This window comes from Mucilaginibacter sp. GW821-FHT07H05 (assembly GCF_059418485.1).
The window spans coordinates 244,099-270,290 of the sequence record NZ_JBWKPY010000009.1; the positions used below are offsets into that span (position 1 = coordinate 244,099).

General features: G+C 45.5%; 19 protein-coding genes. 13 read left to right on the forward strand and 6 right to left on the reverse strand.

The genetic code is table 11. The features are described from left to right. Positions 1-9 precede the first annotated feature (9 nt). The 3 genes from AC07M6_RS23025 (at position 10) to AC07M6_RS23035 (ending at position 5,311) form a co-directional block, all read left to right on the forward strand. Positions 10-1,194 carry an efflux RND transporter periplasmic adaptor subunit gene (locus AC07M6_RS23025; RefSeq protein WP_494893577.1) on the forward strand — a complete coding sequence of 395 codons (1,185 nt, stop codon included), beginning with the start codon at positions 10-12 and terminating at the stop codon, positions 1,192-1,194. Between the two features lie 29 nt (positions 1,195-1,223). Then, positions 1,224-4,388 (forward strand): efflux RND transporter permease subunit, encoded by a 3,165-nt coding sequence (locus tag AC07M6_RS23030; protein ID WP_494893578.1) that lies wholly within the window; start codon positions 1,224-1,226, stop codon positions 4,386-4,388. 395 nt (positions 4,389-4,783) lie between these two features. Continuing rightward, on the forward strand, positions 4,784-5,311 hold the full coding sequence (locus AC07M6_RS23035) for a hypothetical protein (RefSeq protein ID WP_494893579.1): 528 nt from the start codon (positions 4,784-4,786) through the stop codon (positions 5,309-5,311). 90 nt (positions 5,312-5,401) lie between these two features. On the opposite strand, the gene holA is transcribed toward AC07M6_RS23035, so the two are convergent. Next, entirely contained in the window at positions 5,402-6,424 is a 1,023-nt protein-coding gene (gene holA, locus AC07M6_RS23040) for a DNA polymerase III subunit delta (protein WP_494893581.1), read from the reverse strand. A 252-nt stretch (positions 6,425-6,676) separates the two neighbouring features. On the opposite strand from holA, the gene AC07M6_RS23045 reads away from it, so the two are divergent. Further along, positions 6,677-7,072: a hypothetical protein gene (locus AC07M6_RS23045; RefSeq protein ID WP_494893582.1), complete on the forward strand. Its 396-nt coding sequence runs from the start codon at positions 6,677-6,679 to the stop codon at positions 7,070-7,072. Positions 7,073-7,127: 55 nt separating this feature from the next. Here AC07M6_RS23045 and AC07M6_RS23050 read toward each other — a convergent pair whose 3' ends face one another. From AC07M6_RS23050 to AC07M6_RS23065, 4 genes are all read right to left on the reverse strand, one after another. Continuing rightward, a complete protein-coding gene (locus AC07M6_RS23050) occupies positions 7,128-7,850 on the reverse strand; it encodes a M23 family metallopeptidase (RefSeq protein ID WP_494893583.1) in 723 nt (240 codons plus the stop codon). 68 nt (positions 7,851-7,918) lie between these two features. After that, the gene (locus tag AC07M6_RS23055; protein WP_494893584.1) at positions 7,919-8,095 is read right to left on the reverse strand and encodes a hypothetical protein; all 177 of its coding nucleotides are present in this window, start codon (positions 8,093-8,095) and stop codon (positions 7,919-7,921) included. Between the two features lie 74 nt (positions 8,096-8,169). After that, positions 8,170-10,317 carry a xanthine dehydrogenase family protein molybdopterin-binding subunit gene (locus AC07M6_RS23060; RefSeq protein ID WP_494893586.1) on the reverse strand — a complete coding sequence of 716 codons (2,148 nt, stop codon included), beginning with the start codon at positions 10,315-10,317 and terminating at the stop codon, positions 8,170-8,172. Beyond that, positions 10,317-10,781: a (2Fe-2S)-binding protein gene (locus tag AC07M6_RS23065; RefSeq protein ID WP_494893588.1), complete on the reverse strand. Its 465-nt coding sequence runs from the start codon at positions 10,779-10,781 to the stop codon at positions 10,317-10,319. Before AC07M6_RS23065 ends, AC07M6_RS23060 begins: the two co-directional genes overlap by 1 nt. 263 nt (positions 10,782-11,044) lie before the next feature. Here AC07M6_RS23065 and susR point away from each other — a divergent pair, with 263 nt between their 5' ends. The 7 genes from susR (at position 11,045) to AC07M6_RS23100 (ending at position 24,341) form a co-directional block, all read left to right on the forward strand. Next, positions 11,045-12,691 carry a SusR family glycan utilization regulator gene (gene susR, locus AC07M6_RS23070; protein ID WP_494893590.1) on the forward strand — a complete coding sequence of 549 codons (1,647 nt, stop codon included), beginning with the start codon at positions 11,045-11,047 and terminating at the stop codon, positions 12,689-12,691. 565 nt (positions 12,692-13,256) lie between these two features. Beyond that, positions 13,257-16,262, forward strand: coding sequence for a SusC/RagA family TonB-linked outer membrane protein (locus AC07M6_RS23075; RefSeq protein ID WP_494893592.1), 3,006 nt, complete (start codon positions 13,257-13,259; stop codon positions 16,260-16,262). Positions 16,263-16,302: 40 nt separating this feature from the next. Beyond that, positions 16,303-17,895 (forward strand): RagB/SusD family nutrient uptake outer membrane protein, encoded by a 1,593-nt coding sequence (locus AC07M6_RS23080; protein ID WP_494893594.1) that lies wholly within the window; start codon positions 16,303-16,305, stop codon positions 17,893-17,895. A gap of 77 nt (positions 17,896-17,972) precedes the next feature. Then, positions 17,973-19,049, forward strand: a complete 1,077-nt coding sequence (locus AC07M6_RS23085; RefSeq protein WP_494893596.1) for a SusE domain-containing protein — start codon at positions 17,973-17,975, stop codon at positions 19,047-19,049. 112 nt (positions 19,050-19,161) lie between these two features. After that, entirely contained in the window at positions 19,162-21,015 is a 1,854-nt protein-coding gene (locus tag AC07M6_RS23090) for a glycoside hydrolase family 13 protein (protein ID WP_494893598.1), read from the forward strand. Then, a complete protein-coding gene (locus tag AC07M6_RS23095) occupies positions 21,012-22,409 on the forward strand; it encodes an MFS transporter (protein ID WP_494893600.1) in 1,398 nt (465 codons plus the stop codon). The genes AC07M6_RS23090 and AC07M6_RS23095 overlap by 4 nt, the downstream gene beginning before the upstream one ends. An 18-nt stretch (positions 22,410-22,427) precedes the next feature. Further along, entirely contained in the window at positions 22,428-24,341 is a 1,914-nt protein-coding gene (locus AC07M6_RS23100; protein ID WP_494893602.1) for an alpha-amylase family glycosyl hydrolase, read from the forward strand. A gap of 117 nt (positions 24,342-24,458) precedes the next feature. On the opposite strand, the gene AC07M6_RS23105 is transcribed toward AC07M6_RS23100, so the two are convergent. Continuing rightward, positions 24,459-24,692: a hypothetical protein gene (locus tag AC07M6_RS23105; protein WP_494893604.1), complete on the reverse strand. Its 234-nt coding sequence runs from the start codon at positions 24,690-24,692 to the stop codon at positions 24,459-24,461. 170 nt (positions 24,693-24,862) lie between these two features. On the opposite strand from AC07M6_RS23105, the gene AC07M6_RS23110 reads away from it, so the two are divergent. Continuing rightward, complete coding sequence (locus AC07M6_RS23110) at positions 24,863-25,600, forward strand: dioxygenase family protein (RefSeq protein ID WP_494893606.1); 738 nt, start codon at positions 24,863-24,865, stop codon at positions 25,598-25,600. Between the two features lie 73 nt (positions 25,601-25,673). After that, positions 25,674-26,192, forward strand: coding sequence for a hypothetical protein (locus AC07M6_RS23115; RefSeq protein WP_494893608.1), 519 nt, complete (start codon positions 25,674-25,676; stop codon positions 26,190-26,192).

Consider the following 26,192-nt stretch of genomic DNA (forward strand, 5'->3'; position numbering starts at 1 on the left):
AACGACCATATGAAAAAGACGAATATATACTTCATTGTACCGTTAGCCGCATTAGCTTTAGCATCATGCGCTGGCGGCTCGGGCAAAGATAAAGCCGCTGCTCCGCCACCGGCAACAGTGGTAAACGTTATCGAAGCCAAACAGGGCGACGCGCTTTATTACGACCAGTACCAGGGCACCGTAGTAGCGGTTAACAGTGTGGAACTGCGTAGCCAGGTATCCGGGTTTATTACTAATATATATATTAAGGATGGCGATATGGTGCAAAAAGGGCAGGCGCTGTATGAGATTGACCGCCGTAAATACAAGGCCGCTTATGATCAGGCTGCAGCCAATGTATCCAGCGCGCAGGCCAATTTAATAAAAGCCCAAAAAGATATCGACCGGTATAATATGCTGCTAAAGGCCGATGCTGTAGCCCGCCAAACGGTGGATAACGCCGCCGCCGCGTACGAAACGGCTAAAAGCCAGGTGGCCGTAGCTAAAGCCGCCCTGTCATCGGCCGCTACCGATCTGTCTTACTCTGTTATTAAAGCGCCATTCTCGGGGCGCATCGGTATATCGCAGGTAAAACTGGGCACCCAGGTTACCCCGGGTACTACCTTGCTGAATACCATATCTGCCGAAAACCCGATGGCCGTTGATGTAGTGATTAACGAGCAGGATATCAACCGTTTTTACGATCTGCAAAAGCATAACACCGATAGCACTTTCATCCTGAAACTATCAAATGATTCCATATATCATAAGCCAGGCCACATTTTGGCTATCGACAGAGGGGTTAACAACCAAACTGGGAGCATCAAAGTGCGTGTACAGTTTGATAATACCAACGGCCTATTAAAAGATGGTATGAGCGCGCAGCTAAAGGTGCTCAATAACCAATCGGGTAACAGGCTGATCATTCCGTATAAAGCCATTACCGAGCAGATGGGCGAGTTTTTTGTATTTGTAACCAAAGATACCACCATGAGGAGCAAAGCCGACAGTACCAAAATGGAAAGGGATACCATTGCCCTGCAAAAGAAAGTAAAGGTTGGCCCTCGCCTGAGTGATAATGTGGTAATAATGGACGGCATAAAACAGGGCGATAAAGTAATTACCGAAGGTTTCCAGCGCTTGCGCGATAGCGGTAAGGTAACCTTAGGCCCGCCAAAACAGGCACCGGCTACAGGCAAACCACAAGGGAAATAATCAGCGGTAATTCTCTAAAAAATATTTAAATGATAGCAGAAACCTTTATAAAAAGACCCGTTACCGCCATCGTTATTTCGATAGTGATTGTTATAGTGGGGATTTTAGCCATAAGCAGTTTGCCCATTGGGCAATACCCCGAAATTACTCCGCCTACGGTAACCATAACCGGTAACTATACGGGTGCCGATGCCTTAACGGTGGAGCAAACCGTAGCTACGCCCATTGAAACCCAGGTGAACGGCACGCCGGGTATGACCTACCTGCAAAGTAACAGCACCAACAACGGCGCGTTAAGCATGACCGCCAATTTTGAGGTGGGTACCGATATTAATATAGCCGCGCTTGATGTGCAAAACCGTGTGGGTATTGCCACACCAACCCTGCCGCAGGAGGTACAGCGTTTAGGTTTAACCGTGCGGAAAAGAAACCCGAGCATATTGATGCTGGTGGCCATTTATTCGCCTAATAAATCGCACAACGTTACTTTTATTGATAACTACGCCAACGTATTTATTAAAGATGCCTTGCTGCGTGTAAAAGGGGTAGGTGATGTGGTTTCCCGTGCCGACGATTTTAGTATGAGGATTTGGCTGAAGCCCGATAAACTGGCTGCCCTGGGGATGACCCCGGGCGATGTAACGGCTGCTTTAAATGAGCAAAACGCCCAGGTGGCAGCCGGTACCGTAGGCGCAACCCCGCAACAGCATGGGCAAACGTTTGAATACTCGGTACTGGTAAAAGGCCGTTTGGCTAAGCCCGAGGAGTTTGGCAATGTGATTATCCGCACGCAACCCAGTAATGGCGCGGTGGTGCATTTAAAAGATGTTGCCCGTATTGAATTGGGCAAATTTAATTACGCGGGTAACTCGTATGTGGATGGTAACCGCGCATCGTACCTGCTGGTGTACCAGGCGCCAAATAGCAACGCTATTGAAACTGCCGATGCTGTTTATGATGCCATGAAGGAATTGAAGAAAGCCTTCCCTGCCGATGTGGATTATGTAGTTCCGTTTGAGGCCGTTACCGTAGTGAAAGTTTCGGTACACGAGGTGGTGGAAACACTGGTAATTGCACTGGTGCTGGTTATTGTGGTGGTGTTTTTATTCCTGCAAAGCTGGCGCACCACACTGATACCGGTACTGGCCATCCCGGTATCTATTATCGGTACCTTCATCTTTTTTATACCGCTGCATTTTACTATTAATACGCTTACCCTGTTTGGCTTTGTGCTGGCTATAGGTATTGTGGTGGATGATGCCATTGTGGTGGTAGAAGCGGTGCAGCATTATATGGATGAGAAAGGTATGTCGCCCGCGGATGCTACCCTGCATGCCATGCGCGATATATCGGCGCCGGTTATTGCCATCGCACTTATTTTAGCGGCGGTGTTTGTGCCGGTTGGCTTTATCCCGGGCATTGTTGGGCGATTGTACCAGCAGTTTGCCATAACCATAGCCATCTCGGTATTGATCTCGGCTTTTGTAGCGTTATCATTAACCCCAGCCTTATGTACGCTGTTATTAAAACCGCATAAATTAGATCAAAAGTCTAAAGGCCTGGATAAATTCTTCTTCGCTTTCAATTCCTGGTTTGATAGGGTGACGGGGAAATACCGTAACGGAGTGCATCGTGGTATTAAGAACTCAAAGTTTGTGATCATTATATTGGTGTGCATCGTTGTGGGCACTATCCTGCTGTTTAAGAAAAAACCAACCGGCTTTATCCCAACCGAAGATGAAGGCCGTATCTATATCACTTACGATCTGCCCGAAGCTTCATCAACCGAACGTACGGTTGCGGTGCTGAACCAGATGATGGATACGCTGAGGAAGGTGCCGGAGATCCAGCATTTCGCGGCCCTGGGTGGGTTAAACGTGGTAAGCTTTGCTACCAAATCAAACAGCGCTACCATATTTGTTCAGCTGAAACCGTGGGAAGACCGTAAGATCACCTCGCTGCAGCTGGTGCCGATATTACAGAAGAAGCTGGGCCAGTTTAAAGAGGCCAATGTGGTGGTGATACCGCCGCCGGCTATCCCGGGTTTGGGTACTACGGCAGGCTTCGCCTTTATTTTGGAAGAAAAACAAGCAGGCGGGGATATTAAAAACTTTGAGCGGGTGCTGCAAACTTTTATTGCCGCGATTAACAAACGCCCCGAAATTGGTAAAGCCTTCTCTTTCTTTACCGCGCGTACCCCGGCTTACCAATTGACGATAGACCGTGAAAAAGCCAAGCGTTTAGGTGTGCAGATCTCGGATATCAACAACGCCCTGCAAACTTATATGGGCAGCGCTTATATTAACGATTTTACCATTTACGGGCGTAACTTCCGTGTGCTGGCCCAGGCCGATACCAACTACCGGACTAATATGGACAACCTGGGGCAATACTTTGTGCGCAACCAGGCTGGTGGTATGGTGCCGCTCAGCACGCTGACATCATACAAAATGATTGAGAACGCGCCGCTGATATCGCATTATAACCTGTTCCGGTCGGCCGAGATAGATGGTAACCCTAAGGAGGGTTATAGTAGCGGCGATGCTTTAAAGGCGCTGGAGGAAGTGGCTGCAGAAACGTTACCGCAAGGCTTTGGTTATGAGTTTTCGGGCTTAAGCCGCGAGGAGAAGTTGTCGGGATCCAAAACGGTTTACATTTTTGCCCTGTCTATCGGCTTTGTGTTCCTGTTCCTGGCTGCTTTGTACGAAAGCTGGTCAGTGCCCTTCTCGGTACTGTTGGCCGTGCCCCTGGGCGCTTTCGGTGCCATCTTAGCGCTTACACTAATGCCAAAACTGGTAGATAATATTTACGCGCAGATAGGTTTGATTACCCTGATAGGTTTAGCGGCCAAAAATGCTATCCTGATTGTTGAGTTTGCTAAGGAACGTGTAGATAAAGGCATGCCACTGGAAGATGCTACGCTGGAAGCAGTGAAACTGCGTCTGCGGCCCATCATCATGACCTCGCTGGCCTTTATATTGGGTGTTGCGCCGCTGTTGTTTGCTTCTGGTGCAGGTGCCGAAGCCCGTAAAACTATTGGCTTTACCGTGTTTGGCGGGATGCTTGGTGCTACCTCTTTGGCTATCTTTATTGTGCCTGTGCTGTTTTATCTGATCACAAAGATCGCCTATGGTAAAAAGAAGCTGGAAGAGCTGCATAAAAATTATAAGCCCGACCCCGAAGAATTGCACTAATCGCAAAATACCCCATTTCAGTTTTTTATATGAAAGCCATCCGTTAACGGATGGCTTTTTTATGATGTGGCTGCGCTAAGGAAAGGGTTTGACTAAATCTTCCGTTATACAGTACAGTTTTTGCCATAGATACTGAACACTTTCAGAATAGAATTTTATGCCATAATTCTGCCCTGTAAAACTGACTTTTAGATGATAAAGGTTAAACAACTTGCATTTTTTTGCGTGTTTGCACACTGATATACAGTAGGTAGTAGCAAAATAAGTTATAGCCTATAACCATCTCCAAATGTTAAATTGGCATTATAAACTGTGTTTTTTAATTGCTTTGGCAAAGTATTTGCAAATGTGCTGATGAAAACAATCTAAAAATTGTTCACTAACAAAAAAACAAAATGAAAAAGTCAACTAAATTAATGGCAACAGCCATAGCAGCAGCAGCCATTTTCTTCGGAACAAATGTGAAAGCGCAAACTACAGATGCAAACCCATGGCGCTTTGGTATAGGTGTGGAAGCAGGAGTACCTACAGGTAATGCACATGATATATCAAAAATTGAGTTAGGCGGTACCGCACGGTTACAATACGGAGCTGATAAAGGTTTAGCTTACACTTTAACTTCGGGCTATTACCACATGTTTGGTAAAGAAACACCTATTAGTGGTGTAGATTATCCGTCGGTAGGTATTGTGCCTGTAAAATTGGGCTTAAAGGCATTTTTTGCCGATAAAGTTTATTTTGGAGCAGAAGCCGGTGCCGGTTTTGAAACCAATAAAGGTGGTGATACCAAATTAATTTTATCTCCGGGCATCGGATATGCCGGTAAATCGTTAGACGTAGGTTTACGTTACGAAAACTTCTCGGGCCAAAGCAATAACTACGGCCTGGTAGGTTTGCGTGTAGCTTATGGCTTTGGTTTATAATCTTTCACAAAAAGAAAAATAATCATCCAACAGAAAACCCTCCCGATGCAAATCGCGGAGGGTTTTTTATGCAGGTAAAAACCTATCGCATCAATGCAGGATCCTGAACATCAGTTCCTTCATTAGTTCGCCATGTGGCGCGGTTGATTCAACCCCTTTACTTTTCAGGTCGTACTCGCGCAGGGCGCTGATGATATGCATGGTTTTGCCATAATCAAAACTACGGGCCGCTTGCTCATAATCCTTTACAAAATAGGGACTTATGCCCAATTCGCGCGCGGCGTTTTGCTGCGATTTATCTTTGAGATAGTGGTAGCTTAAAACCTTGGTAAAATAATTATTGAGGTTACCCAGCACCAGCACAATAGGGTTTGATTTTGGATTGGCCTCAAAGTAATTGATGATCTGGTTTACTTTATAAGCATCCTTGCGGGCCAGGGCCGATTGCAGCTCAAACACATTATATTCCTTACTGATGCCGATATTGTCCTGTATGCTTTTCAAGGTAATCTCCTGGCCCTTCTCCACATTCAGCATCAGCTTATCCAGTTCGTTGGCAATTTTAGACAGGTCGTTACCTAAATACTCGGCCAGCATAGCTGATGCCTGTCCGCTCAGTTTATACTGCTTATCCGCAACGTAGCCCTCAATCCAGGCCGGTATTTTACTATCATACAAACTGGCCGACTCAAACACCAGTCCATTTTTTTCGATAGCCTTATAGGTTTTTTTGCGCTTGTCAAACTTGCCGTATTTATAGCAAAACACCAGTATGGTACCCGGCAGCGGGTTCTCCAGGTAGTTCAATAAGGGGTTGATGGATTTTTTGTCGTCGTCATCGCGGCCCCATTTCATATCCTGTGCCTCTTTAACCATTACCACCTGGTAATCGGCCATCATAGGGTAGCGTTTGGCGGCGTTCAGCACGGTCATGATATCGGTATCCTTGCCGTACATTACGGTTTGGTTAAAACCTTTCTCGGCCGGTGGCAGCAGTTCATGCTCGATGTAATTGCTTACCTGGTCAATAAAATAAGGCTCGTCGCCATGCAGCAGGTACAAGGGTTTGTATTTGCGGTTTCGCAGGTCTTTTAAAATCTCGGGCGCGGTCATATCTTAATGGGTGCAAATTACAAAAATTATGGGTTAGGATTAAGGGCGAGGTATTATTTAACCACAGAGGTCGCGGAGGTTTTTCACAGAGGACGCGGAGATGTGTATGATATCAGTATTGGATTTTTCCCCCGAAGTTTGTGTCTTCACAAACTGTATGGATATGGGTAACAGGGGTTTGTTTGCGGGGACACAAACAACGGCGGAAATTGCATTATATTTACGCTATAATACCTAATAAACTTTATTTATATGTCTTACCATAGCCCAAACCTAAGCCTAAATAATACTATTGCTTCAAATTTAATTTTGGCAGCATTAGGATTAGGTGTGATTAATTTCCTATTAGATATTTCTGCAATAACTCTCCGAAAATCAGTCATCTTTATTTTCGTCATTGCACTAAATATAAGTATTGCAATATTAGTGCGTAAAGGTATAATATGGTTTAAATGGTTTATGCTGGTATGGACAATATTGGGAATGTTATCGATGGTGGTGCTTTTCCAACGCGTTATAGGCCATGGGATTGTTATAGGTGGAATTTCACTGCTACAAACGGTACTACAGGCAATTGCGGTTATCTTTATGTTTTTAAAGCCAAATAAGACCAATCCACAGCATATCGAGGTTAAGTCTCAGACATAGTTGATGACAATACTAACAATGGATAAAGCGATCAAAAGCCCTAAACGAAATCAAATCAAAGATTCCTGATCTTATCTTTCTGCACAGGCGAGTAATCTGTTTTTAGTTGTCCGTTTACCATGATCTTGTCGAAATAACATTTAACACCGGTGGCGATGGCCATTTCCTCAGTGTTTTGAATATGGAAATGCCCGTGTGCTTCTGATGAGTTACCCGAATTACCGCATTGGCCCAGTGGATCGCCCTGCTTTACCTGCTGCCCCTGTTTAACTAAAATAGAATGCTGCTTAAAATGCGCGAAGAGCAGGTATTCCTTATTAGCCGTTTTAATGATCACGGTATTACCGGTAAGGAACATCGGGTTCATTATACCTGGTTTATTATCTTTTATACCATCAACAACCAAAACAATTTCGCCTGCGCAGGGTGCGAAAAACTGCTTGCCGAAAGCATAGTAATCTTCGTTGGTTTTGCCATCAGTTCTGTGCGTTTTGCCTTTATCGTCGAAAATCATGATATCAAAAGCGTTCTTTTGGGCTTCGGATTCTACATGATAATTCTGTTCTTTGGTGTCGCCGCCCCAAAGTACCGTCCATTCATCTTTAAAAGGGAGGCTTAATTTGGTGATGTTACGTGCCATTTTGGGTAGGCTATTGTCGGTATAAGGCCCGGCAAGCATGCCGTTTATTTTGCCTTCGGCATCTACCGAGAGGCGCAAGGTCATTATAGCCCGCTCGAAAGTAGTTTTATAAGCGGCAAAGGTGCCTTTTTCGTACATTAAAAACTCGCGTTTAATGATCCTTCCCGTCTGTGATTTTAACCCCGATAAAAATTCTTTGGTTTTATCTAAGGGATCGCCGCTTTTGTACCCTCGGCAAACAGATTAAATATGGCCTCGTAATTATCCGCGTTATAATATTGCACGAAGCTATCGCCGGCGGTTTTATTAGCAAGCCTTTCGGTTTGCGCGAAGGTTTGCTGGATGATACAGATAAGGCTTAGCAGGATGATGATCTTTTTCATATATAGGTTAGGATTGCACGCAAGGTATGAAAATAAAAAGAGGCACAAACTTTTGTGCCTCTTCAATATGTTTTTTAAACCTTAGTATCCTTATTAGCGGCCGTTTTAGGTGGTGCAGCGCCCAGTTCAAACGGCATTTTTCGATAGCGTTTACCGGTAGCTGCAAAAATGGCGTTAGCCACTGCCGGGGCAATTGGCGGCAGACCGGGTTCGCCCAAGCCGGTTGGGGCATCTTCCGTCGGCACAAATTTTACGATCACATCCAACGGGGCATCCTTCATGTGCAGGAATTTATAGGTATGGAAGTTCTTTTGCATCACAGCGCCCTTATCAAAGGTGATCTTACTGAACAAGGCGTGGCTTAGGCCGTCAACAATAGCGCCTTCCACCTGGTTTTCGGCGCCGCTTAGGTTCACTACACGGCCGCAGTTAACGGCGCAGTATACTTTGCTTACACGTGGCAGGCCATTTACCAGGGTAACTTCGGCTACCTGGGCTACATAAGTGTTAAAAGAATAATAAGCTGCAAAGCCCTGGTAAACGCCTTTACTGGTGTTTTTGCCCCAGTTGCTCATTTGGCTAACCAGGTCAATCACGCTTTTAAATTTATCTATATTATAGGTAACCTGGCCAACAGGTTGAGTCCGGGCTTTTTCCAAAAGCTCCAGTCGCAGGGCAACCGGGTCTTTTTTCATTTCAATAGCAACCTCATCTAAAAAGCTTTCATCGGCAAAAGCCGAAGCATTGGCGGTAGGGCCACGCCACGGGCCGGTTGGTATATTTGATTTAACCGTGTGCGCATCCATCCTGAAGTTAGGTATAGATGCCGCCGGGAAACCTCTGCCTAACGCGCTGCCACCGCTTAATACGGCTGCATTGGCCGACCAACCAATCAACTGGTTACCCGGGCCGATCACCGCTTTATACTTAGCCATACTGGCGGGGCGGTAATAATCGCCCTGGATGTCATCTTCGCGTGTCCACATCATTTGTATCGGGGCTTTGGCTGCCGCCGATATTAAGGCCGCTTCTACACCATTGTCCGACCGTAGCTTACGGCCAAAGCCGCCACCCTGGCGCGGCATACCGATGCTTACATTTTCGGGCGGGATACCCAATGCCTTAGCTACATCGTTACGCATAGCGGCAGGTACCTGCGTAGGGCCGTATAAATCGGCTTTGCCATCTTTTACGTCGGCAAAAAAGTTCATCGGCTCCATGGGCGAGTGCGAAAGGTTTGGTACCGAGTAAACGGCCTCTATCACTTTGCCACCCGAAGCTAAAGCCGCGTCCATATCTCCATCGTTACGTACCGGTTTTTCGCTTTTGGTATCAATTGCCGCGGCAAAGGCTGTTTCGTGGTCGGCGGTGCTTTCCAGTGGACTACTATCTTCCCAAACCACTTTTAATACATCGCGGCCTTTTTTAGCGGCCCAGGTTGATGTGGCCAGCACAGCAACAACGCCATGGGCCTGTACTACATTTTTTACACCCGTTACTTTGCGGGTTTCGGTATCATCAAATGATTTAAAGGTTTTACCAAAGGCCGGCGGGCGCGATACCATGGCAAATAGCATCCCATCGCGGCGGGTATCTATGCCGTATAAAGGTTTGCCGGTAATAATTTTTTGATTATCAATATTCGATATCCTGGTGCCAATGATCTTAAAATCCTTCGGATCTTTCAGTTTTACATCTGCGGGGACAGGGAGGGTAGCGGCCTTAGCGGCCAGTTCGCCATAGCCCAGTTTTTTGCCGGTTGGCTTGTGTATAATGTGGCCGTCTTCGGCATAGCACTCCTCTTCTTTAACATTCCATTGCCGGGCCGCGGCGGTGGTAAGCATTTGCCGGGCGGTTGCCCCGGCATTGCGGATAGGTGCAAACCTGCTCCTGATAGCGCCGCTGCCTCCGGCCGTTTGCGAGCCGTATTTAGGATCGAGCGGGGCCATCTCTACATATACCGAATCCCACTTTACATTCAGTTCCTCGGCCAATATCATGGGCAAGGCGGTTTTAATGCCCTGGCCAATCTCGGGGTTGGGGGCCATTAAAGTAACCAGTCCGGCGCTGTTAATAGTAATATAAGCATTGGGCGCAAAAACGGCATCGGCTAAATGACCGCCCGCTATAGCATCGTTTAAAAAATTAAAGCCTAACACCAGGCTGCTGCCCGCGGCAATGCTGGTTACTTTTAAAAAGTTACGGCGTGATACTGCTTCCATTATTTCTTAGCTCCTTTCTTTGCGGCCAGGTGAATTGCCCGCCGGATACGGGTATGTGTGCCACAGCGGCATATATTGGTCATTTGCGCGTCTATATCCGCATCGGTTGGGTTGGGGTTGCGTTTTAATAAAGCTGCCGCTGCCATAATCTGGCCCGACTGGCAATAGCCGCATTGCGCCACATCCATCTCTGACCAGGCCGCCTGCACCGGGTGGTTACCCGTGGCGCTTAAGCCTTCAATGGTGGTTACTTTAGCCGTTGCCACAGCAGCTACCGGGAACGAGCATGAACGTACCGCGGCGCCATCTATGTGTACTGTGCAGGCGCCGCAGGCAGCTATACCGCAGCCAAATTTGGTGCCAACCAGGTTTAAATGATCGCGCAATACCCATAGCAGGGGGGTATCGGCATCCGCGTTAACGGTTACCGGCTTGTTGTTAACGGATAAGTGATATGTTGCCATAAAATCTTAGTTTATAATCAAATTTAATATAAAAATATGCAAATGTGCGTATATGCAAATGTGCAAATAAGAAAATACACGGATAAGTTACATAGGAGGTATAAAAATGTAAGGCCGGGCTTTTAATATGCGCATTTGCATATACGCACATTTGCACATTAATTCATATTTTTGGAAATCAACCTTTGAGTTTTGCTGCTGTTTGCAAATATATCGTTAGCTTAATAACTTATTCCGGAAAGCCTAATATTGGTCAACATTAAATGATATACAAATTAGATCGTTATTCCCTGGTTATAAAGGGGTTTTTACTGACTTGCTTTATTTTTTTATCGTTTGCCGCGTTTTCAAACTCAAAAACGGATAGCCTGTTTGATGAGTTGAAGCTGGAGTTCAATAAAAAAAGCTTATACGATCAGAACAAGGAAGCAAGGATACAGCATCTTAAAAACTCACTGATCCACGTTCCGGCCAGTAATTTAAAAACCCAGTTTGATATTTGTAATAAGCTGTATGATGAGTATAAATCGTACCAGTACGATTCGGCCTATGTATATGCCAATAGATTGCAGTACTTAAGCCACGCCCTGCATGATAAGCCTAAGGAGGATTTCAGTAAGATAAAAGTGGGCTTCATCCTGCTGTCGTCGGGTATGTTTAAAGAAACGTTTGATAGCATGCACGGGATTGATGTGCGCGATTTGAACGATAGCGTAAAAATGGAATACTATTCCATTATGACACGCGCCTATTACGATTTGGCCAATTACGATAACGACCGCCACTACGCCCCCCGCTATAAGGAACTGGCCAATATGTATATCGATTCGGCTATTGCGCTAAGCGCGCCCGGTACTTACGACAATATTTACCTGACGGGATACAAGAAATTCAGGAACGGCGCATTTGATTCGGCTGCGGTTATTTTTAATAAGCTGCTGGATCCGCGTAAGCTGACCGAACACCAGTACGCCATCGTATCTTCAACCTTAAGCAATGTTTATCTGAACACGCCGCAAAAGGAAAAGTGTATTGAACTATTGATCAAGGCCACCATCAGCGATATCCGCTCATCGACCAAGGAAACCCTGGCGCTCTTTTGGCTGGCCGAGATCTTATACAAACAAGGGGATATTAAAAATGCCTACCTGGCGCTGGAACACGCCCTGGCCGATGCCGAATTTTACGGCGCGCGCCAACGGAAGATCCAGATAGGTAGTCTGCTCCCCATCGTAGCATCTGAAAAGCTGACTTATATAGAACGGGAGGAGCGCCGTTTTATCATTTTCCTGAGTGTGCTTACCGTACTGGCCGCGTTAATTGTTATGGTTTCTATCCTGTTATATAAGCAGAATAAAAAGCTGAAGGTGAAGGAAAAGATCATTGATGATAAAAACGTGCAGTTGGAAAAGGTGAACGTGAAATTGTTGGAGGGCACCAAGATCAAAGAAGATTATATCGGCTATTTCTTTAATGTGATATCGGGTTACATCCTTCAGTTAGAGCGTATTAAGCGATCGGTTGATACTAAGCTGTCTATCAAAAAGTACGATGATATCCAGCTGATGGCTAATAACATCAATATTAAAAAGGAGCGGGATACCTTGTTTTATACCTTCGACCATGTGTTTATTAAGATCTTCCCCAATTTTATTGAGGAGTTTAATGCCCTGTTTAACAAGGAAGACCAGATTTGGCCAAAAGAGAACGAAGTACTGACCACCGACCTGCGCATATTTGCCCTGATGCGTATGGGTATTGCTGATACCGAAACCATTGCCAAAATACTGGAGTACTCCGAAAAAACCATTTACGTATATAAAATGCGTATCAAAGCCAAGGCGCTCATTCATGGCGATGAGTTTGAGCATCGGATAATGGCCATTAAGGCGGTTGACCTTGACCGTTGATTTTTGATTTAGGCTGATTTCCGTTTTTGCTGTTTGTATCCATCCCGCAGTTTGTGTCTTTACAAACTGCATTGCAAATTATAGTCCTTCTGCATTAAAAACATTGCAATTCTATTTAAATTTTTTACAATAACTTATTTTGTAATCATTTGATTATCAGATAATTGATTTTTAAAAATGCGATATTTTTTTAAATTTTTAATAAATAAATAGGTTACCGTAATTAACCCAACTTACTTTGTCTTGTCGTAAAAACATTTAGCCGAATAAACAGGTAGTGTTTGCAGACATTTAACCAATTATATTTTTTTCCTGTACGCCGATATAAAATGATTGCCAATTGGGCTTGATGCGTGTTGCGGATTTGCAAATGTATTTAGCGCAAGGATTTAGCATGTTTTAAAGCTGCTTATTCAATGATTTTTAAACTGTTAATTAAACCTGAGTATGATAAAACTTTACCCAACCTAAAACAGTACAAAGAAACCAAAGATGGCCATACAGCCATTAGCCTGCCCAGCCAGGGATAACCGACCAAGCCATTATTAACTTAAAAATAAATTAAATGAGAAATAATTATCTTAAAAAGTACATGCTCCTTTTTGCAGTGCTGGTAATATCGTACCAGGTATTTGCGCAAACAAGAAGTATTACCGGTAAAGTTGTTGACGAGAACAACCAAACACTACCGGGAGCAACCATTACGGTTAGCGGCACCACCATTGCCTCATCAACCGATGTAAATGGGGTTTATAAAATTAACGCTTTAAAAGCCGGCACCTATACGCTTACCGCCAGCTTTGTGGGTTATACATCGCTGCAAAAAACAGTAAGCCTTGGTGCAGATAACGCCACGGTTAACTTTAACCTGCAGCCATCGGCCAAAAACCTGAACGAAATTATTGTAATAGGTTATGGTACCGTCAGGAAAAAGGACCTTACCGGTTCGGTTACCACTGTAAGCTCAAAAGATTTTCAAACAGGTAACATTACCAGTCCCGAGCAATTAATATCGGGTAAGGTAGCGGGTGTTTCTATCACCTCAAACAGCGGCGCGCCGGGTGCGGGCAGCACTATTCGCGTACGCGGCGGCGCATCCTTAAATGCCAGTAACGATCCGCTGATTGTGGTGGACGGCGTGCAGCTCAGCAACGACGCTATTCCGGGTGCACCTAATCCATTAAGTTTAATTAACCCTAACGATATCGAAACCTTCACCATATTAAAGGATGCTTCGGCTACCGCCATTTATGGTTCAAGGGCATCAAACGGTGTAATTATTATCACCACTAAAAAAGGTGTTGCAGGTAAACCAACATTCGAGTTTAATACTATGGCATCTGCCGGTACCTTACCAAAGGAAGTTAGTGTTTTATCGGCCGATCAGTTCAGGGATTTTGTAAAAGCTAACGGCACACCCGCGCTAATAGCTTTATTAGGTACTGCCAATACCGATTGGCAAAAGGAAATTTATCATACCGCTATCAGTAACGATAATAACTTCAGCGTATCGGGCGGTATCAAAAATATGCCATACCGGGTGTCGGTTGGTTATCTTGATCAAAATGGCATTTTAAAAACAGGCTCACTTAACCGTACATCGGCTTCGGTCAACCTGTCGCCTAAACTTTTTGATAACCATTTAAAAATCGACCTGAACCTGAAAGGATCAGACAGCAAAGTGCGTTTTGCTAATGAAGGCGCTATTGGCGCGGCTGTAAGCTTTGACCCAACCAAACCGGTAACTGTTGCCAGTAAAAGGTTTGATGGTTATTACCAATGGTTAGATGCCGGTAATACTAACACTGGTTTAAAATCATTAGCGCCGCTAAACCCGGTTGGTTTATTGCAGGAGCGTTTTGATAAAAGCAAGGTACAACGCAGTGTTGGTAACCTGCAGTTAGATTACAAATTCCATTTCCTGCCCGATTTGCATGCCAATGTGAACTTTGGTTACGATGTATCAAAAGGAACCGGAACTATTGTAGTATCAGACAGCGCGGCTGCCAGCTATAAAAGGTATAAAGATGCTAACAACGTTTTACATGGCGGGGTAAATAACCAATACAAAACCACTATCCAAAATACCACTTTCGAGGCTTACTTAAATTATGTTAAAGATATAAAAGCCATTAACAGCCGTATAGACGCGGTTGCCGGTTATGCGTATTACGATTATGCCACCACTAATACCAACTTCCCGGATTATACTACCGATAACACAGTGGTAAGCAAACCCAACTATCCATTTGATAAGCCGCAGCACAGGTTATTATCCTACTATGGCCGCTTAAATTTAACTATCGACGATAAATACCTGTTAACCGGTACCGTTCGTCGCGATGGTTCATCAAGGTTTAGTGCCGATAACCGTTTCGCGGTATTCCCTTCAGGAGCATTTGCCTGGAAAATCAAGGATGAAGCTTTCCTGAAAGAGTCAAAAGTATTGTCAGATCTGAAGATCCGTGTAGGTTATGGTATCACTGGCCAGCAGGATGGTATTGGTAACTACGATTATGCTTCGTACTACGCCTTAAGTAACCAAACCGCCCAATACCAGTTCGGTAATACCTTTTACCCGCTGTACAGGCCTGCCGGATATGACCCTAAACGTAAATGGGAGCAAAGCGCCACTACCAATGTTGGTATAGATTACGGCTTTATAAATGGCCGCATTACCGGTAGTATAGATTTTTATTACAAAAACACTACCGATCTGTTAAACGAGGTAAATATCTCTGCCGGTCAGGGTTTCTCCAACAAGATTGTAACCAACGTGGGCGATATGGTTAACCGCGGTGTAGAGTTCTCTATCAACGGGCAGGTGATCCGTAAAAAAGATGTAAGCTGGGATGTTGCGTTTAACGCCACTTACAACAAAAACAATATCACCAAGCTAACCATTGTAAACGATCCAACTTTTGTGGGTAACAAAACCGGCGGTATTTCGGGCGGTACAGGTAACACCATCCAAATCAACTCGGTTGGTTCGCAGCGTAACTCATTTTATGTTTATCAGCAGGTATACGATTTAAACGGCAAACCAATTGATGGTGTATTTGTAGATCGGAACAAGGACGGTATTATTAACGAACAGGACCTGTACAAATACAAAAGCCCCGACCCTAAATTCTTCCTGGGCATGTCCAGCAATTTCAGCTATAAAAAATGGAATTTAGGTTTTACCGCCAGGGCCAACTTAGGTAACTATGCTTACAACAACGTGTTCTCGAGCACTGGTACAACCCGTAATATTTTAAACCCGCTGGGTATCCTGAACAACGGATCGACCAACGTATTAGAAAGCGGTTTAAGCGGCAATAGCGATAAAAACGTACTGTCTGATTATTACATTCAAAACGCTTCGTTCCTGCGGATGGATAATGTGAACCTGGGCTACAACTTTGGGAAAATATTAAACAATTCGGCCAACCTAAGTATCACCGGTAATGTGCAGAATGTATTTATTATCACCAACTATAAAGGCGTTGACCCTGAGGGTGGCGGTATAGATAACAACCTTTATCCACGCCCACGCACATTTGTTTTAGGGTTAAATCTTAAATTTTAAGTCCACCGTATCTAACACATACGATTAAAAATAAACCGATATGAAAAGAAATATAATTAACAAAGCCTTAATTGTAATGATCCTTACAGGTTCATTGGCTTCGTGCACCAAAAAGCTGGACTTGCTGCCTACCAATGATGTTACCGCGGCAACGGTTTACACCACGGCAGCCGGTTACAAGCAGGCATTTGCCAAGGTTTACGGCGCTTATGCCTTAACAGGCAATATAGGCCCCGCCGGCGACGACAACAGCAAGGATATTAAAGGTATTGACGAAGGTACATCCGACTTTTTACGCCTGTTCTGGAAATCGCAGGAATTAAGTACCGATGAAGCCGTAATTAGCTGGGGCGACGTAGGCATCCAGGATTTTCACAACATGAATTGGTCGTCAAGCAACCCTTTCCTGAAGGGGTTGTATTACCGTTCGTTATACCAGATCACATTGGCTAATGATTTCATCAGGCAATCGGCCGATGATAAATTGAGCGGCCGTGGTATTTCTGGTACCGATGCCGATAATATCCGTAAATACCGCGCCGAAGCCCGGTTTTTAAGGGCTTTCCAATACTGGGTACTTATGGATGCCTTTGGTAACCCTCCGTTTGTTACTGATGCGGATGTCATCGGTGTAACCGTGCCCAAGCAAATAGGTCGCGCTGCCGTGTTCGCTTATATCGAGTCGGAGCTGAAAGCGATAGACCCATTATTAGCCGCGCCAAAAACTAACGAATACGGTCGCGCCGATCAGGCTGCCGATTGGGCTTTATTAGCACGTTTATACCTGAATGCGGGTGTTTATACCGGTACACCGCGTTATACCGAAGCCATTACCTACTCATCAAAAGTAATTGCTGCCGGTTACACGCTGATCACTAATTACCCATGGATTATGCTGGCCGATAATAACTTAAACACCAACGAAAACATCCTGACCATTAATTATGATGGTTTGCACACCCAAAGCTATGGTGGTACCACATTTTTAACCCATGCCCCTGTTGGCGGGTCGGAAAGCGCAAGTACCTTTGGTATCAGCGGTGGCTGGGCCGGCGCGCGCACTACCAAAAACCTGCCTAACCTGTTCCCTGATTACACCGGCACAGCCGATAAAAGGTCGCAGTTTTATACTAACGGTCAAAATATCGAGATCAAAGATCAAAGCACCTTTACCGATGGTTTTGCAGTTACCAAATACCGTAACGTAACCCGCACAGGCGCAGCCGGCCAAAGCCTGGATTTTGCCGATGTTGATTTCCCGCTTTTCCGTTTATCAGAAATGTACCTGATCTATGCCGAAGCTGTTTTACGCGGTGGTACCGGTGGCGATCTGATTACCGCTGTAGCCAACATCAATAAGATCCGCACCCGTGCCTATGGTAATGCCACAGGCAACGTAGCGGTTATTACGCTTGATTTTATCCTGGACGAGCGTGCCCGCGAATTATACTGGGAAGGTTTCCGCCGTACAGATTTAGTACGTTACGGCAGATTTACCGATGCCGCATACCTGTGGCCGTTTAAAGGTGGCGTAGCAGGCGGTAAAGGTGTTGAGTCATACCGTAATGTTTACCCTATACCATCAGACGATATTACAGCTAACCCAACCCTGGTACAAAACACCGGGTATTAATAAAAAATTAAGGCCGGCGTTGATATCAACCCGGCCTTTAACCCATAAATATCTATAAACATTAATCAATTAAACTAATGAAAAAGATTTTTACAAGCTTAATGATGACCGGGTGCCTGGCCGCACTGCTCCTGTCGTCATGCAAAAAAGACGAAATAAAAGCTGTTGCCGGTACCGGTTCGCCCAGTGTGTTAACCGCATCGACCACAACCCCGGCTTTGGTAAAAGCCAACTTAACCAATACGGCAATTACCCTAACCGGTACAACCCAAAGCTACGGCTATAACGCGGCCGTTACTTATGCCTTTCAATTAGCTGTAAAAGGTACCAGCTTTGCAGCCCCAATGGACGTGCCTTTACCAACCGGCACTTTAGCCAAAAGCTATACCGTGCAGGAGTTTAATAACATTTTGCTGGCCATGAATTTGCCGGTGAATGTTGCCGCCCAGTTAGAGGTGCGCTTAAAAACATCGTTAAGCGCAACGGCTGGCATCACTTATTCAAACGTACTTACGGTAACAGCAACCCCGTTCCCGCTGGTATCTTACATTTACGTTCCCGGTGCTTATCAGGGATGGAACCCGCCAACTGCCGATAGCCTGCAATCTGCAACAGGTAATGGCGTGTATACCGGTATCATCAACTTTACGGCCGGCAACCTGGCTTTCAAGATCACACCGCTTAAAAAATGGGACGTGGCCTACGGTACAACCGGCGGTACAGGTATCAGCACTTCGGGTGGCGATATTTCGGTTCCGGCTGCGGGCCAGTATATGCTGGTGGCTAATCTAAATACCAATACATTAATTATTGCTTCGGCCAATTATTTCAGTGTCATAGGCAACGCTGCCCCGGGTACAGCCTGGAGTACCGATACCGATTTAAAATACAATAACGGCACCCTGGCCTGGGAAGGCACTATACCGTTTACCGTGGGCGAATTTAAAGTAAGGATGAATCACGATTGGGGCATTAGCTTTGGTATACCAAAAACCGGTGCCGATGGGTCTACCTTAAACAATAACGATAACAATAATATCCCTATCGCAACTGCAGGTAATTATAAGTTGACTTTTACCCCGGTTTACAAATCAGATGACCCAGGTAAAATTAATACTTCTGCTACAGCAAAATATACATTGGTAAAGCAATAAGATCATTCAAACAACACTCATCCGTAACCCTATGCGGATGAGTGTTTAAATAACCTCCCGCACTTATTGCGCTAATTCCAATCCTATGCAAGTAATAAAGCCATTACAGCACATGAAATTTAAATTAACTACCACCTTTTGTTTTCTTTTCCTTTCGGGATACCTGTTTGCGCAAATATCCGCGCTGGACAGGGTAGAGCCTGCCTTTTGGTGGGTGGGTATGAAAAATCCTAAGCTACAGTTAATTGTTCATGGCCAAAATATTGCCGGGAGTACAGTTAAATTAAACTATCCCGGTGTAAAGCTGGCGGCCGTGCATAAAGTAGAGAACGCCAATTACCTGTTTATCGATCTGGAAATTTCACCCGCGGCAAAAGCCGGTAAGTTCCCTGTCAGCTTTAAAAAAGCCGGTGCAAAGGATTTGGTTTATACCTACGAGTTAAAGACCCGCAACCACTCGCCCCAATGGGCACAGGGGGTGACCAATAAAGATCTGATCTACCTCATCATGCCCGACCGTTTCTCTAACGGCGACACCAAAAATGATGTCATTCCCGGCATGCGGGAAACAGGCCTGAACAGGGATTCCATTTATTCGCGTCACGGCGGCGATTTGCAGGGGATCATTAATCACCTGGGTTATCTGAAGGATTTAGGTGTTACCGCGATATGGCTGACCCCCGAAATTGAGAACGACGAACCGCAGGCATCGTATCATGGCTATGCGGTGACCGACTATTACAAAGTTGACCCGCGTTACGGCACCAACGAGCTATACAAAACCTTGGTAGCTAAATGCCACCAAACAGGGTTGAAGGTAATTAAGGATCTGGTACACAACCACGCCGGTACCGAAGGCTGGCTGATCCGGGATATGCCGATGAAAAGCTGGGTACACCAATGGCCCCAATATACCAACTCTAATTTCAGGGATGCGGTTGTGATGGATCCGCACGGCAGTGCTGCCGATAAAAAACAAATGCTGGATGGCTGGTTCGATCGCCGCATGGCAGATGTTAACCAAAGTAATCCTTATGTGCAAAATTACCTCACCCAAAACCACATCTGGTGGGTAGAGTATGCCGGGGTAGACGGGTTCCGTTTGGATACCTATCCATATAATGATCCCGCTTACATGGCCGACTGGGCACAGAAAGTAAAAGCCGAATTCCCGCACCTCTCCATCTTCGGCGAAACATTGGTATGGTCGGTTGCTAACCAGGCGTTTTTTACCCAGGGTAATACCGTTAACCGTGGCTTTGATACCCACCTGCCCGGCATTACCGACGCGCAGATCAAGGGCGCGATCTATGAAGCACTGAATGGCAAAGATGGCTGGACTGACGGTGTTAACCGCCTGTACAATATTATAGCGCAGGATTTTATGTACCAGGACCCTACCCGTAATACCATCTTTTTAGATAACCACGATATGAGCCGTTTTTACTCGATGGTGAACGAGGACTTTACCCGGTTTAAATCGGGGATGGCTATGCTGCTCACTATGCGCGGCGTGCCGCAAATGTATTACGGCGATGAGATCCTGATGAAGAACTACAGCAATCCGGATGGCCTGGTACGCCTTGATTTTCCCGGCGGATGGGCAGGGGATAAAAAGGACAAATTCACCGCTGAAGGCCGCGATAAAAAAGAGAATGAAGCCTTTGATTTTGTACGCACGCTGGCTAACTATCGTAAAAACACTACCGCCCTGCAAACCGGTAAGCTGATGCAATATGTTCCGCGTAATGGCATTTACACCTATTTCAGGTATGATGCGCAAAAAACGGTAATGATAGCCTATAACGGTAACGATAAGGAGGCCACACTAAACACCGGATACTTTACCGAACGCATGGCCGGCTTTAACAGCGGTCTGGACGTGCTGACCGGCAAACCGATAACCAATTTACAGCAGCTAACCATCCCTGCTAAAACCACCTTAATAATAGAATTGAAGAAATGATAGCGCTTGAAGGAGATGTTGTGAAACCCGCGGCAAGGAAAGTGTTAGAGCGGCCAAGATTAAGCTTTTGGCAGATTTTTAACATGAGCTTCGGTTTTTTGGGGATACAGTTTGGGTTCGCGCTGCAAAACGGGAACGCCTCGCATATATTACAAAGCTTTGGGGCCGATGTAGAACATTTGTCGCTTTTTTGGCTGGCCGCGCCTATTACTGGTATGATCGTTCAGCCTATTATTGGTCATTACAGCGATCGTACCTGGAACAAGCTGGGCCGGCGTAAGCCCTACTTTTTAACCGGCGGATTACTGGCCGCTGTGGCCCTGGTGCTGATGCCAAATTCATCTATGCTGATGTTTTTGCCTCCGCTGATGGTGGGTGCAGGCATGCTGATGGTAATGGATGCTACCTTTAACGTGGCTATGGAGCCCTTCAGGGCGTTGGTTGCCGATAACCTGCCCGATGCCCAGCGCGGACTTGGCTTTTCAGTACAGACCTTTTTAATAGGGATAGGGGCAGTGGCCGGTTCGTGGTTGCCCTATATTTTTGCAGAGAATTTTGGCATTGCCAAAATTGCCCCTAAGGGTCATATCCCGGATAATATCCTGTTCTCGTTTTATACTGGCGCTTTTGTGCTGATAGCCAGTTTACTGTATACGATGCTGACAACAAAGGAATATCCGCCCGAAGTTTATAACCAGTTTGATAACGAAGAAGTGGAGGATAGCCACAAAGGCTTATTGTCCATCTTTACCGATCTGAAGCATATTCCATCTACCATGAAGCAATTGGGGCTGGTGCAGTTCTTCTCGTGGTTTGCCTTATTCTCTATGTGGGTATTTATGGCGCCTGCCGTTGCCGAACATGTTTACCACGTTGCCCCCGGCGATACCACTTCAACCAAATTTGCCGATGCCGGTAACTGGGTGGGGATTTGCTTCGGCATTTATAATGGCGTTTCGGCTATTTATGCCTTGTTTTTGCCAACTATTGCCAGGCTAACCAGTCGTAAAATGGCGCACGCTTTCTCGCTGATTGCAGGTGGCATTAGTTTGATATCGGTATTTTTTATCCAAAACCCCAATATGCTGGTAGTGCCTATGATAGGCATTGGCCTGGCCTGGGGCAGTATTCTGGCTATGCCTTATGCCATCCTTTCAGGGTCTATCCCGGCTAAAAAAATGGGGGTGTACATGGGCATATTCAACCTGTTTATTACCCTGCCGCAAATTGTGAACGGCTTTTTTGGCGGCTGGATAGTGAAGAGCCTGTTTGGCGGCCAGTCTATTTACGCCATTGTGCTGGCTGGCCTGTTTATGCTTTGCGCGGCGGTTTCGGTACTGTACGTGCAGGATGGCCGCGACATCAGGATATCTAAAAAATTAAAGGTCGGTTAAGTTTTAATAGCTATATCTATGAAGAGATTATTTTTACTGCTGATAGCATCAGTGTTGTTGTTAAGTGTGGCTTGCGGCAAAAAAAGCATAGACCCGGTACCCGACGATGGTACAGGCACCACAACCAACCCACCGGTAACGGGCGGTAAGGCATTGCCTTCGGGCGCTAAAGATGGGGTAACCTATATCAATGCCGGGGCATCGGCTATTTTTAACCTTTACGCGCCTGGCAAAACAGCCGTATCTGTAATTGGGGAGTTTAATAACTGGCAGCCAACTGCCATGAGCATTACCCCCGATGGCAATAACTGGTGGGTACAGGTTGACGGTTTGGATGCTAATAAAGAATACGCCTACCAGTTTTTAGTGGATGGTACTTTAAAAGTAGCCGATCCTTATTGTGAGAAGGTGCTCGACCCATCGAACGATCAGTATATCGCGTCAACCGTATATCCCAACTTAAAAGCTTACCCAAGCGGGCAAACCGGCATTGTGAGTGTGATGCAGGCCAATCAAACCGCCTATACATGGAAAAACACCAGCTTCGCCCGTCCCGATAAAAAGAATCTGGTGATCTATGAATTGCACGTGCGCGATTTTGTAGGCACCCACAGCTATAAAACTATTAAAGATACGCTGAACTATCTTACCAATTTAGGTGTAAACGCTGTTGAACTGATGCCGGTAAATGAATTTGAGGGGAATTTATCATGGGGATATAACCCATCGTTCTACTTTGCGCCTGATAAGTATTATGGTACTAAAAACGATCTGAAAGCTTTAATAGACGAATGCCATACCCGGGGTATGGCCGTGATACTGGATATGGTACTGAACCACTCGTTCGGGCAATCGCCCATGGTACAGCTTTATTTTAACCAGGCCACGCAAAAGCCTGCCAGCAATAGCCCCTGGTTTAATGTTGATCCTAAGCACCCCTATAACGTAGGGTATGATTTTAACCACGAAAGCGCCGCTACCAAGTACTTCTCTAAAAACGTCATGAAGTTTTGGATGCAGGAGTACCATATTGATGGTTACCGCTTTGATCTGGCCAAAGGCTTCACCCAAAAAACGAGTACCGATGACGGCACCTTTGCCGCTTACGATGCCAGCAGGGTAGCCATTTGGAAGGATTATAATAACTTCATTAAAAGCGTTGATGCCAATAACTTTTATGTGATACTGGAACACTTCGCGGTTGATCAGGAAGAAAAAGAACTATCGGATAACGGCATGATGCTTTGGAGCAACATCAACTATAATTTTAACGAGGCTACGATGGGTTGGGTACCTACTTCAAACTTTTCGCGGCTGTATTATACCAGTCACGCCGGGTTTACCCAGCCTGATAATATAGTGAGCTATATGGAAAGCCATGACGAGGAGCGCCTGATGTACAAGAACGAGCAATTTGGCAACACCACCGGCGCGGGCGGATATAATGTAAAAACGCTGAATACCGGCCTTGCCCGGCAGGAGGCTGCCGCTGCATTCCTGCTTACCGCGCCCGGGCCAAAAATGATCTGGCAGTTTGGCGAGTTGGGGTATGATATCACCATCGATCAGAACGGGCGCACGGGTGAAAAGCCCATCCATTGGGATTATAACAACGTTACCCAGCGCCGTCATCTGTACAGCGTGTTCGGCAGACTGATCAGGATGAAGACGGGTAACCCGGTGTTCAATACATCAACCATCACCTATAATTCATCAGGATCAATTAAAACAGCTATGCTGACAGGTACAGGTGTAAATGTGGTGGTTGCCGGTAACTTTGATGTGAATACGCAATCGGCTACCGTAGCTTTCCCAACCGCCGGTACCTGGTATGATTATATGAGCGGCAGCACCATAACCGTTGCACTGCCCTATACCATTAACCTGGCACCGGGCGAATATCATATTTATAGCAGCGTGGCATTGAAATAAATGAATGTGCAAGTTTGCGGATTATGCAAATGTGCAGGCTTTAAGATAATAATTGTTAGGTTGAATGATTGGCGGCAACTGAAAGGGGGCCGCCTTTTTGGTGAAATAGCGCTTTATTTATCTTACCGGGAATGACTGACTAAAAGCCACTAATACTTTCAGAAAAACCTCACGGTCGACACCCACCACGGCCGGATGCTCGGGTTTAACCGGGCGCCCATTTTTATAGCGCATGGGGAACAGCGCAATAAAATCGCGGATGCTCATCTCGTAGCGTAGCCAGGGATCCTGCCGGTGGATCTCTTCCAGCCGCATTTCAAATAACGATACGCTTAATGGGTCAATGTTCATTCTGCCCAAAAATAGAAATTAAGTAGATATGGCTTTATGTTCTTTTGTGATTAATCGTATTCGATCGATACAATGCTGCCATTAACCGATACATCTTTCCTGAGCTGATAGTGCCGTGGTATGTTTGGTCAACAAAGAATAACTAAAACTTAATTAAAGGAGACCATATCATGGAAAGGAAGAACTTTTTAAAAAGCTTAATGATAGGAGCCGCGTCGGGTACAGCGTTGATAGCCGCCTGTAAAAAAGATAGTGTATCCACTACCGATACTACCACCACCGGGACAACCACCACCACAACAGGTGGGGCAACCACCAGCAATAATTGCACTATTGCCCCTGATGAAACCGAAGGCCCGTTCCCTACCAAAGCCCCAGCATCATACGTACGCAGCGATATTACCGACGGCCGCACCGGGTATACAATGACCGCAAAAATTACGGTAGTTAACCACAATAATAATTGCAACGCCTTATCGGGATTATTGGTTGATATCTGGCATTGCGATGCCGAAGGCAATTACTCGGAGTATGGTGGCACCAGTATGCAAAGCACTAATTATACAGCAGTTCACTTTTTACGCGGCCGGCAAACAACCGATTCAACCGGCACCGTAACTTTTACCAGTATTTTCCCCGGATGGTACAGTGGCCGCGCTACGCATATCCATGTGCATATTTACAGCGCGTCGGGCACATCGTTAAAGGTTACCCAAATTGCTTTTCCAGAGGGTACCGGTACGGCTTTGGTAGCGGTAAACGGGTACGCCAAAGGGATGACCGGTTATACCTACAACAAAAGCGATGGCGTATTCAGCGATGATACCGCCGGTATTGAAATTGCTACTGTTACAGGCAGTACATCGGCAGGCTTTGCATTATCCATCAACCTCAGCGTTTCGGCATAAAGAATATTCGGTATATTTAAATATACAAAGGCGTTGAAGACTAATCTTTTATCGTCTTTTTCCTATTGATAATATGAGCGAACGCGTCATTACCCTTTGTTACCGTAAAATTATCAGGCCAAATCCTATACTGCCATGGGATAAGCTGGTGTACGAGGACAGTTACATGGAGTTTAAAATGCAGGCCCAGAATTTTAGTGCAGGCACACCTTATACATCCTATGCCGATTTGCTACGCCATGTGCCCGATGCGCAAAAACTGGCCGCTATGGTAACGCCTGCTGTGAGCGGATATGTGCAGCAACTGGGCGATATTATGCCCGATATACTGAATGTACTTGGACGCCGTTTTTTAAAATTCAATACTTTTCAGTTCGAGATCATTAACTCGGATATTAACGATCGTGATAAGCATGTAGTGGCTGTCAGCTTTTTTTCGGAACCTATGATATGGCACGAAACGGTAGATAATTACCTGCTGGTATCGCCCTGCAATGAGGGCAGTAGTATACCTGGTGGTACGGAAATATTAACCAACCTGTTCCAGTTGCAGTCTTATTTAAATATACATGCTATTAAATTGATCAGCTGA

What these genes read in the sequence shown, in the direction of transcription:
- AC07M6_RS23100 (WP_494893602.1), top strand. Translation starts at nt 22,428, where the DNA reads ATGAAGAGATTATTTTTACTGCTGATAGCATCAGTGTTGTTGTTAAGT.
- AC07M6_RS23095 (WP_494893600.1), top strand. Translation starts at nt 21,012, where the DNA reads ATGATAGCGCTTGAAGGAGATGTTGTGAAACCCGCGGCAAGGAAAGTG.
- AC07M6_RS23045 (WP_494893582.1), top strand. Translation starts at nt 6,677, where the DNA reads ATGTCTTACCATAGCCCAAACCTAAGCCTAAATAATACTATTGCTTCA.
- AC07M6_RS23075 (WP_494893592.1), top strand. Translation starts at nt 13,257, where the DNA reads ATGAGAAATAATTATCTTAAAAAGTACATGCTCCTTTTTGCAGTGCTG.
- AC07M6_RS23055 (WP_494893584.1), bottom strand. Translation starts at nt 8,095, where the DNA reads ATGAAAAAGATCATCATCCTGCTAAGCCTTATCTGTATCATCCAGCAA.
- AC07M6_RS23085 (WP_494893596.1), top strand. Translation starts at nt 17,973, where the DNA reads ATGAAAAAGATTTTTACAAGCTTAATGATGACCGGGTGCCTGGCCGCA.
- AC07M6_RS23080 (WP_494893594.1), top strand. Translation starts at nt 16,303, where the DNA reads ATGAAAAGAAATATAATTAACAAAGCCTTAATTGTAATGATCCTTACA.
- AC07M6_RS23025 (WP_494893577.1), top strand. Translation starts at nt 10, where the DNA reads ATGAAAAAGACGAATATATACTTCATTGTACCGTTAGCCGCATTAGCT.
- susR (WP_494893590.1), top strand. Translation starts at nt 11,045, where the DNA reads ATGATATACAAATTAGATCGTTATTCCCTGGTTATAAAGGGGTTTTTA.
- AC07M6_RS23035 (WP_494893579.1), top strand. Translation starts at nt 4,784, where the DNA reads ATGAAAAAGTCAACTAAATTAATGGCAACAGCCATAGCAGCAGCAGCC.
- AC07M6_RS23090 (WP_494893598.1), top strand. Translation starts at nt 19,162, where the DNA reads ATGAAATTTAAATTAACTACCACCTTTTGTTTTCTTTTCCTTTCGGGA.
- AC07M6_RS23110 (WP_494893606.1), top strand. Translation starts at nt 24,863, where the DNA reads ATGGAAAGGAAGAACTTTTTAAAAAGCTTAATGATAGGAGCCGCGTCG.
- AC07M6_RS23115 (WP_494893608.1), top strand. Translation starts at nt 25,674, where the DNA reads ATGAGCGAACGCGTCATTACCCTTTGTTACCGTAAAATTATCAGGCCA.
- AC07M6_RS23065 (WP_494893588.1), bottom strand. Translation starts at nt 10,781, where the DNA reads ATGGCAACATATCACTTATCCGTTAACAACAAGCCGGTAACCGTTAAC.
- holA (WP_494893581.1), bottom strand. Translation starts at nt 6,424, where the DNA reads ATGACCGCGCCCGAGATTTTAAAAGACCTGCGAAACCGCAAATACAAA.
- AC07M6_RS23060 (WP_494893586.1), bottom strand. Translation starts at nt 10,317, where the DNA reads ATGGAAGCAGTATCACGCCGTAACTTTTTAAAAGTAACCAGCATTGCC.
- AC07M6_RS23050 (WP_494893583.1), bottom strand. Translation starts at nt 7,850, where the DNA reads ATGTACGAAAAAGGCACCTTTGCCGCTTATAAAACTACTTTCGAGCGG.
- AC07M6_RS23105 (WP_494893604.1), bottom strand. Translation starts at nt 24,692, where the DNA reads ATGAACATTGACCCATTAAGCGTATCGTTATTTGAAATGCGGCTGGAA.
- AC07M6_RS23030 (WP_494893578.1), top strand. Translation starts at nt 1,224, where the DNA reads ATGATAGCAGAAACCTTTATAAAAAGACCCGTTACCGCCATCGTTATT.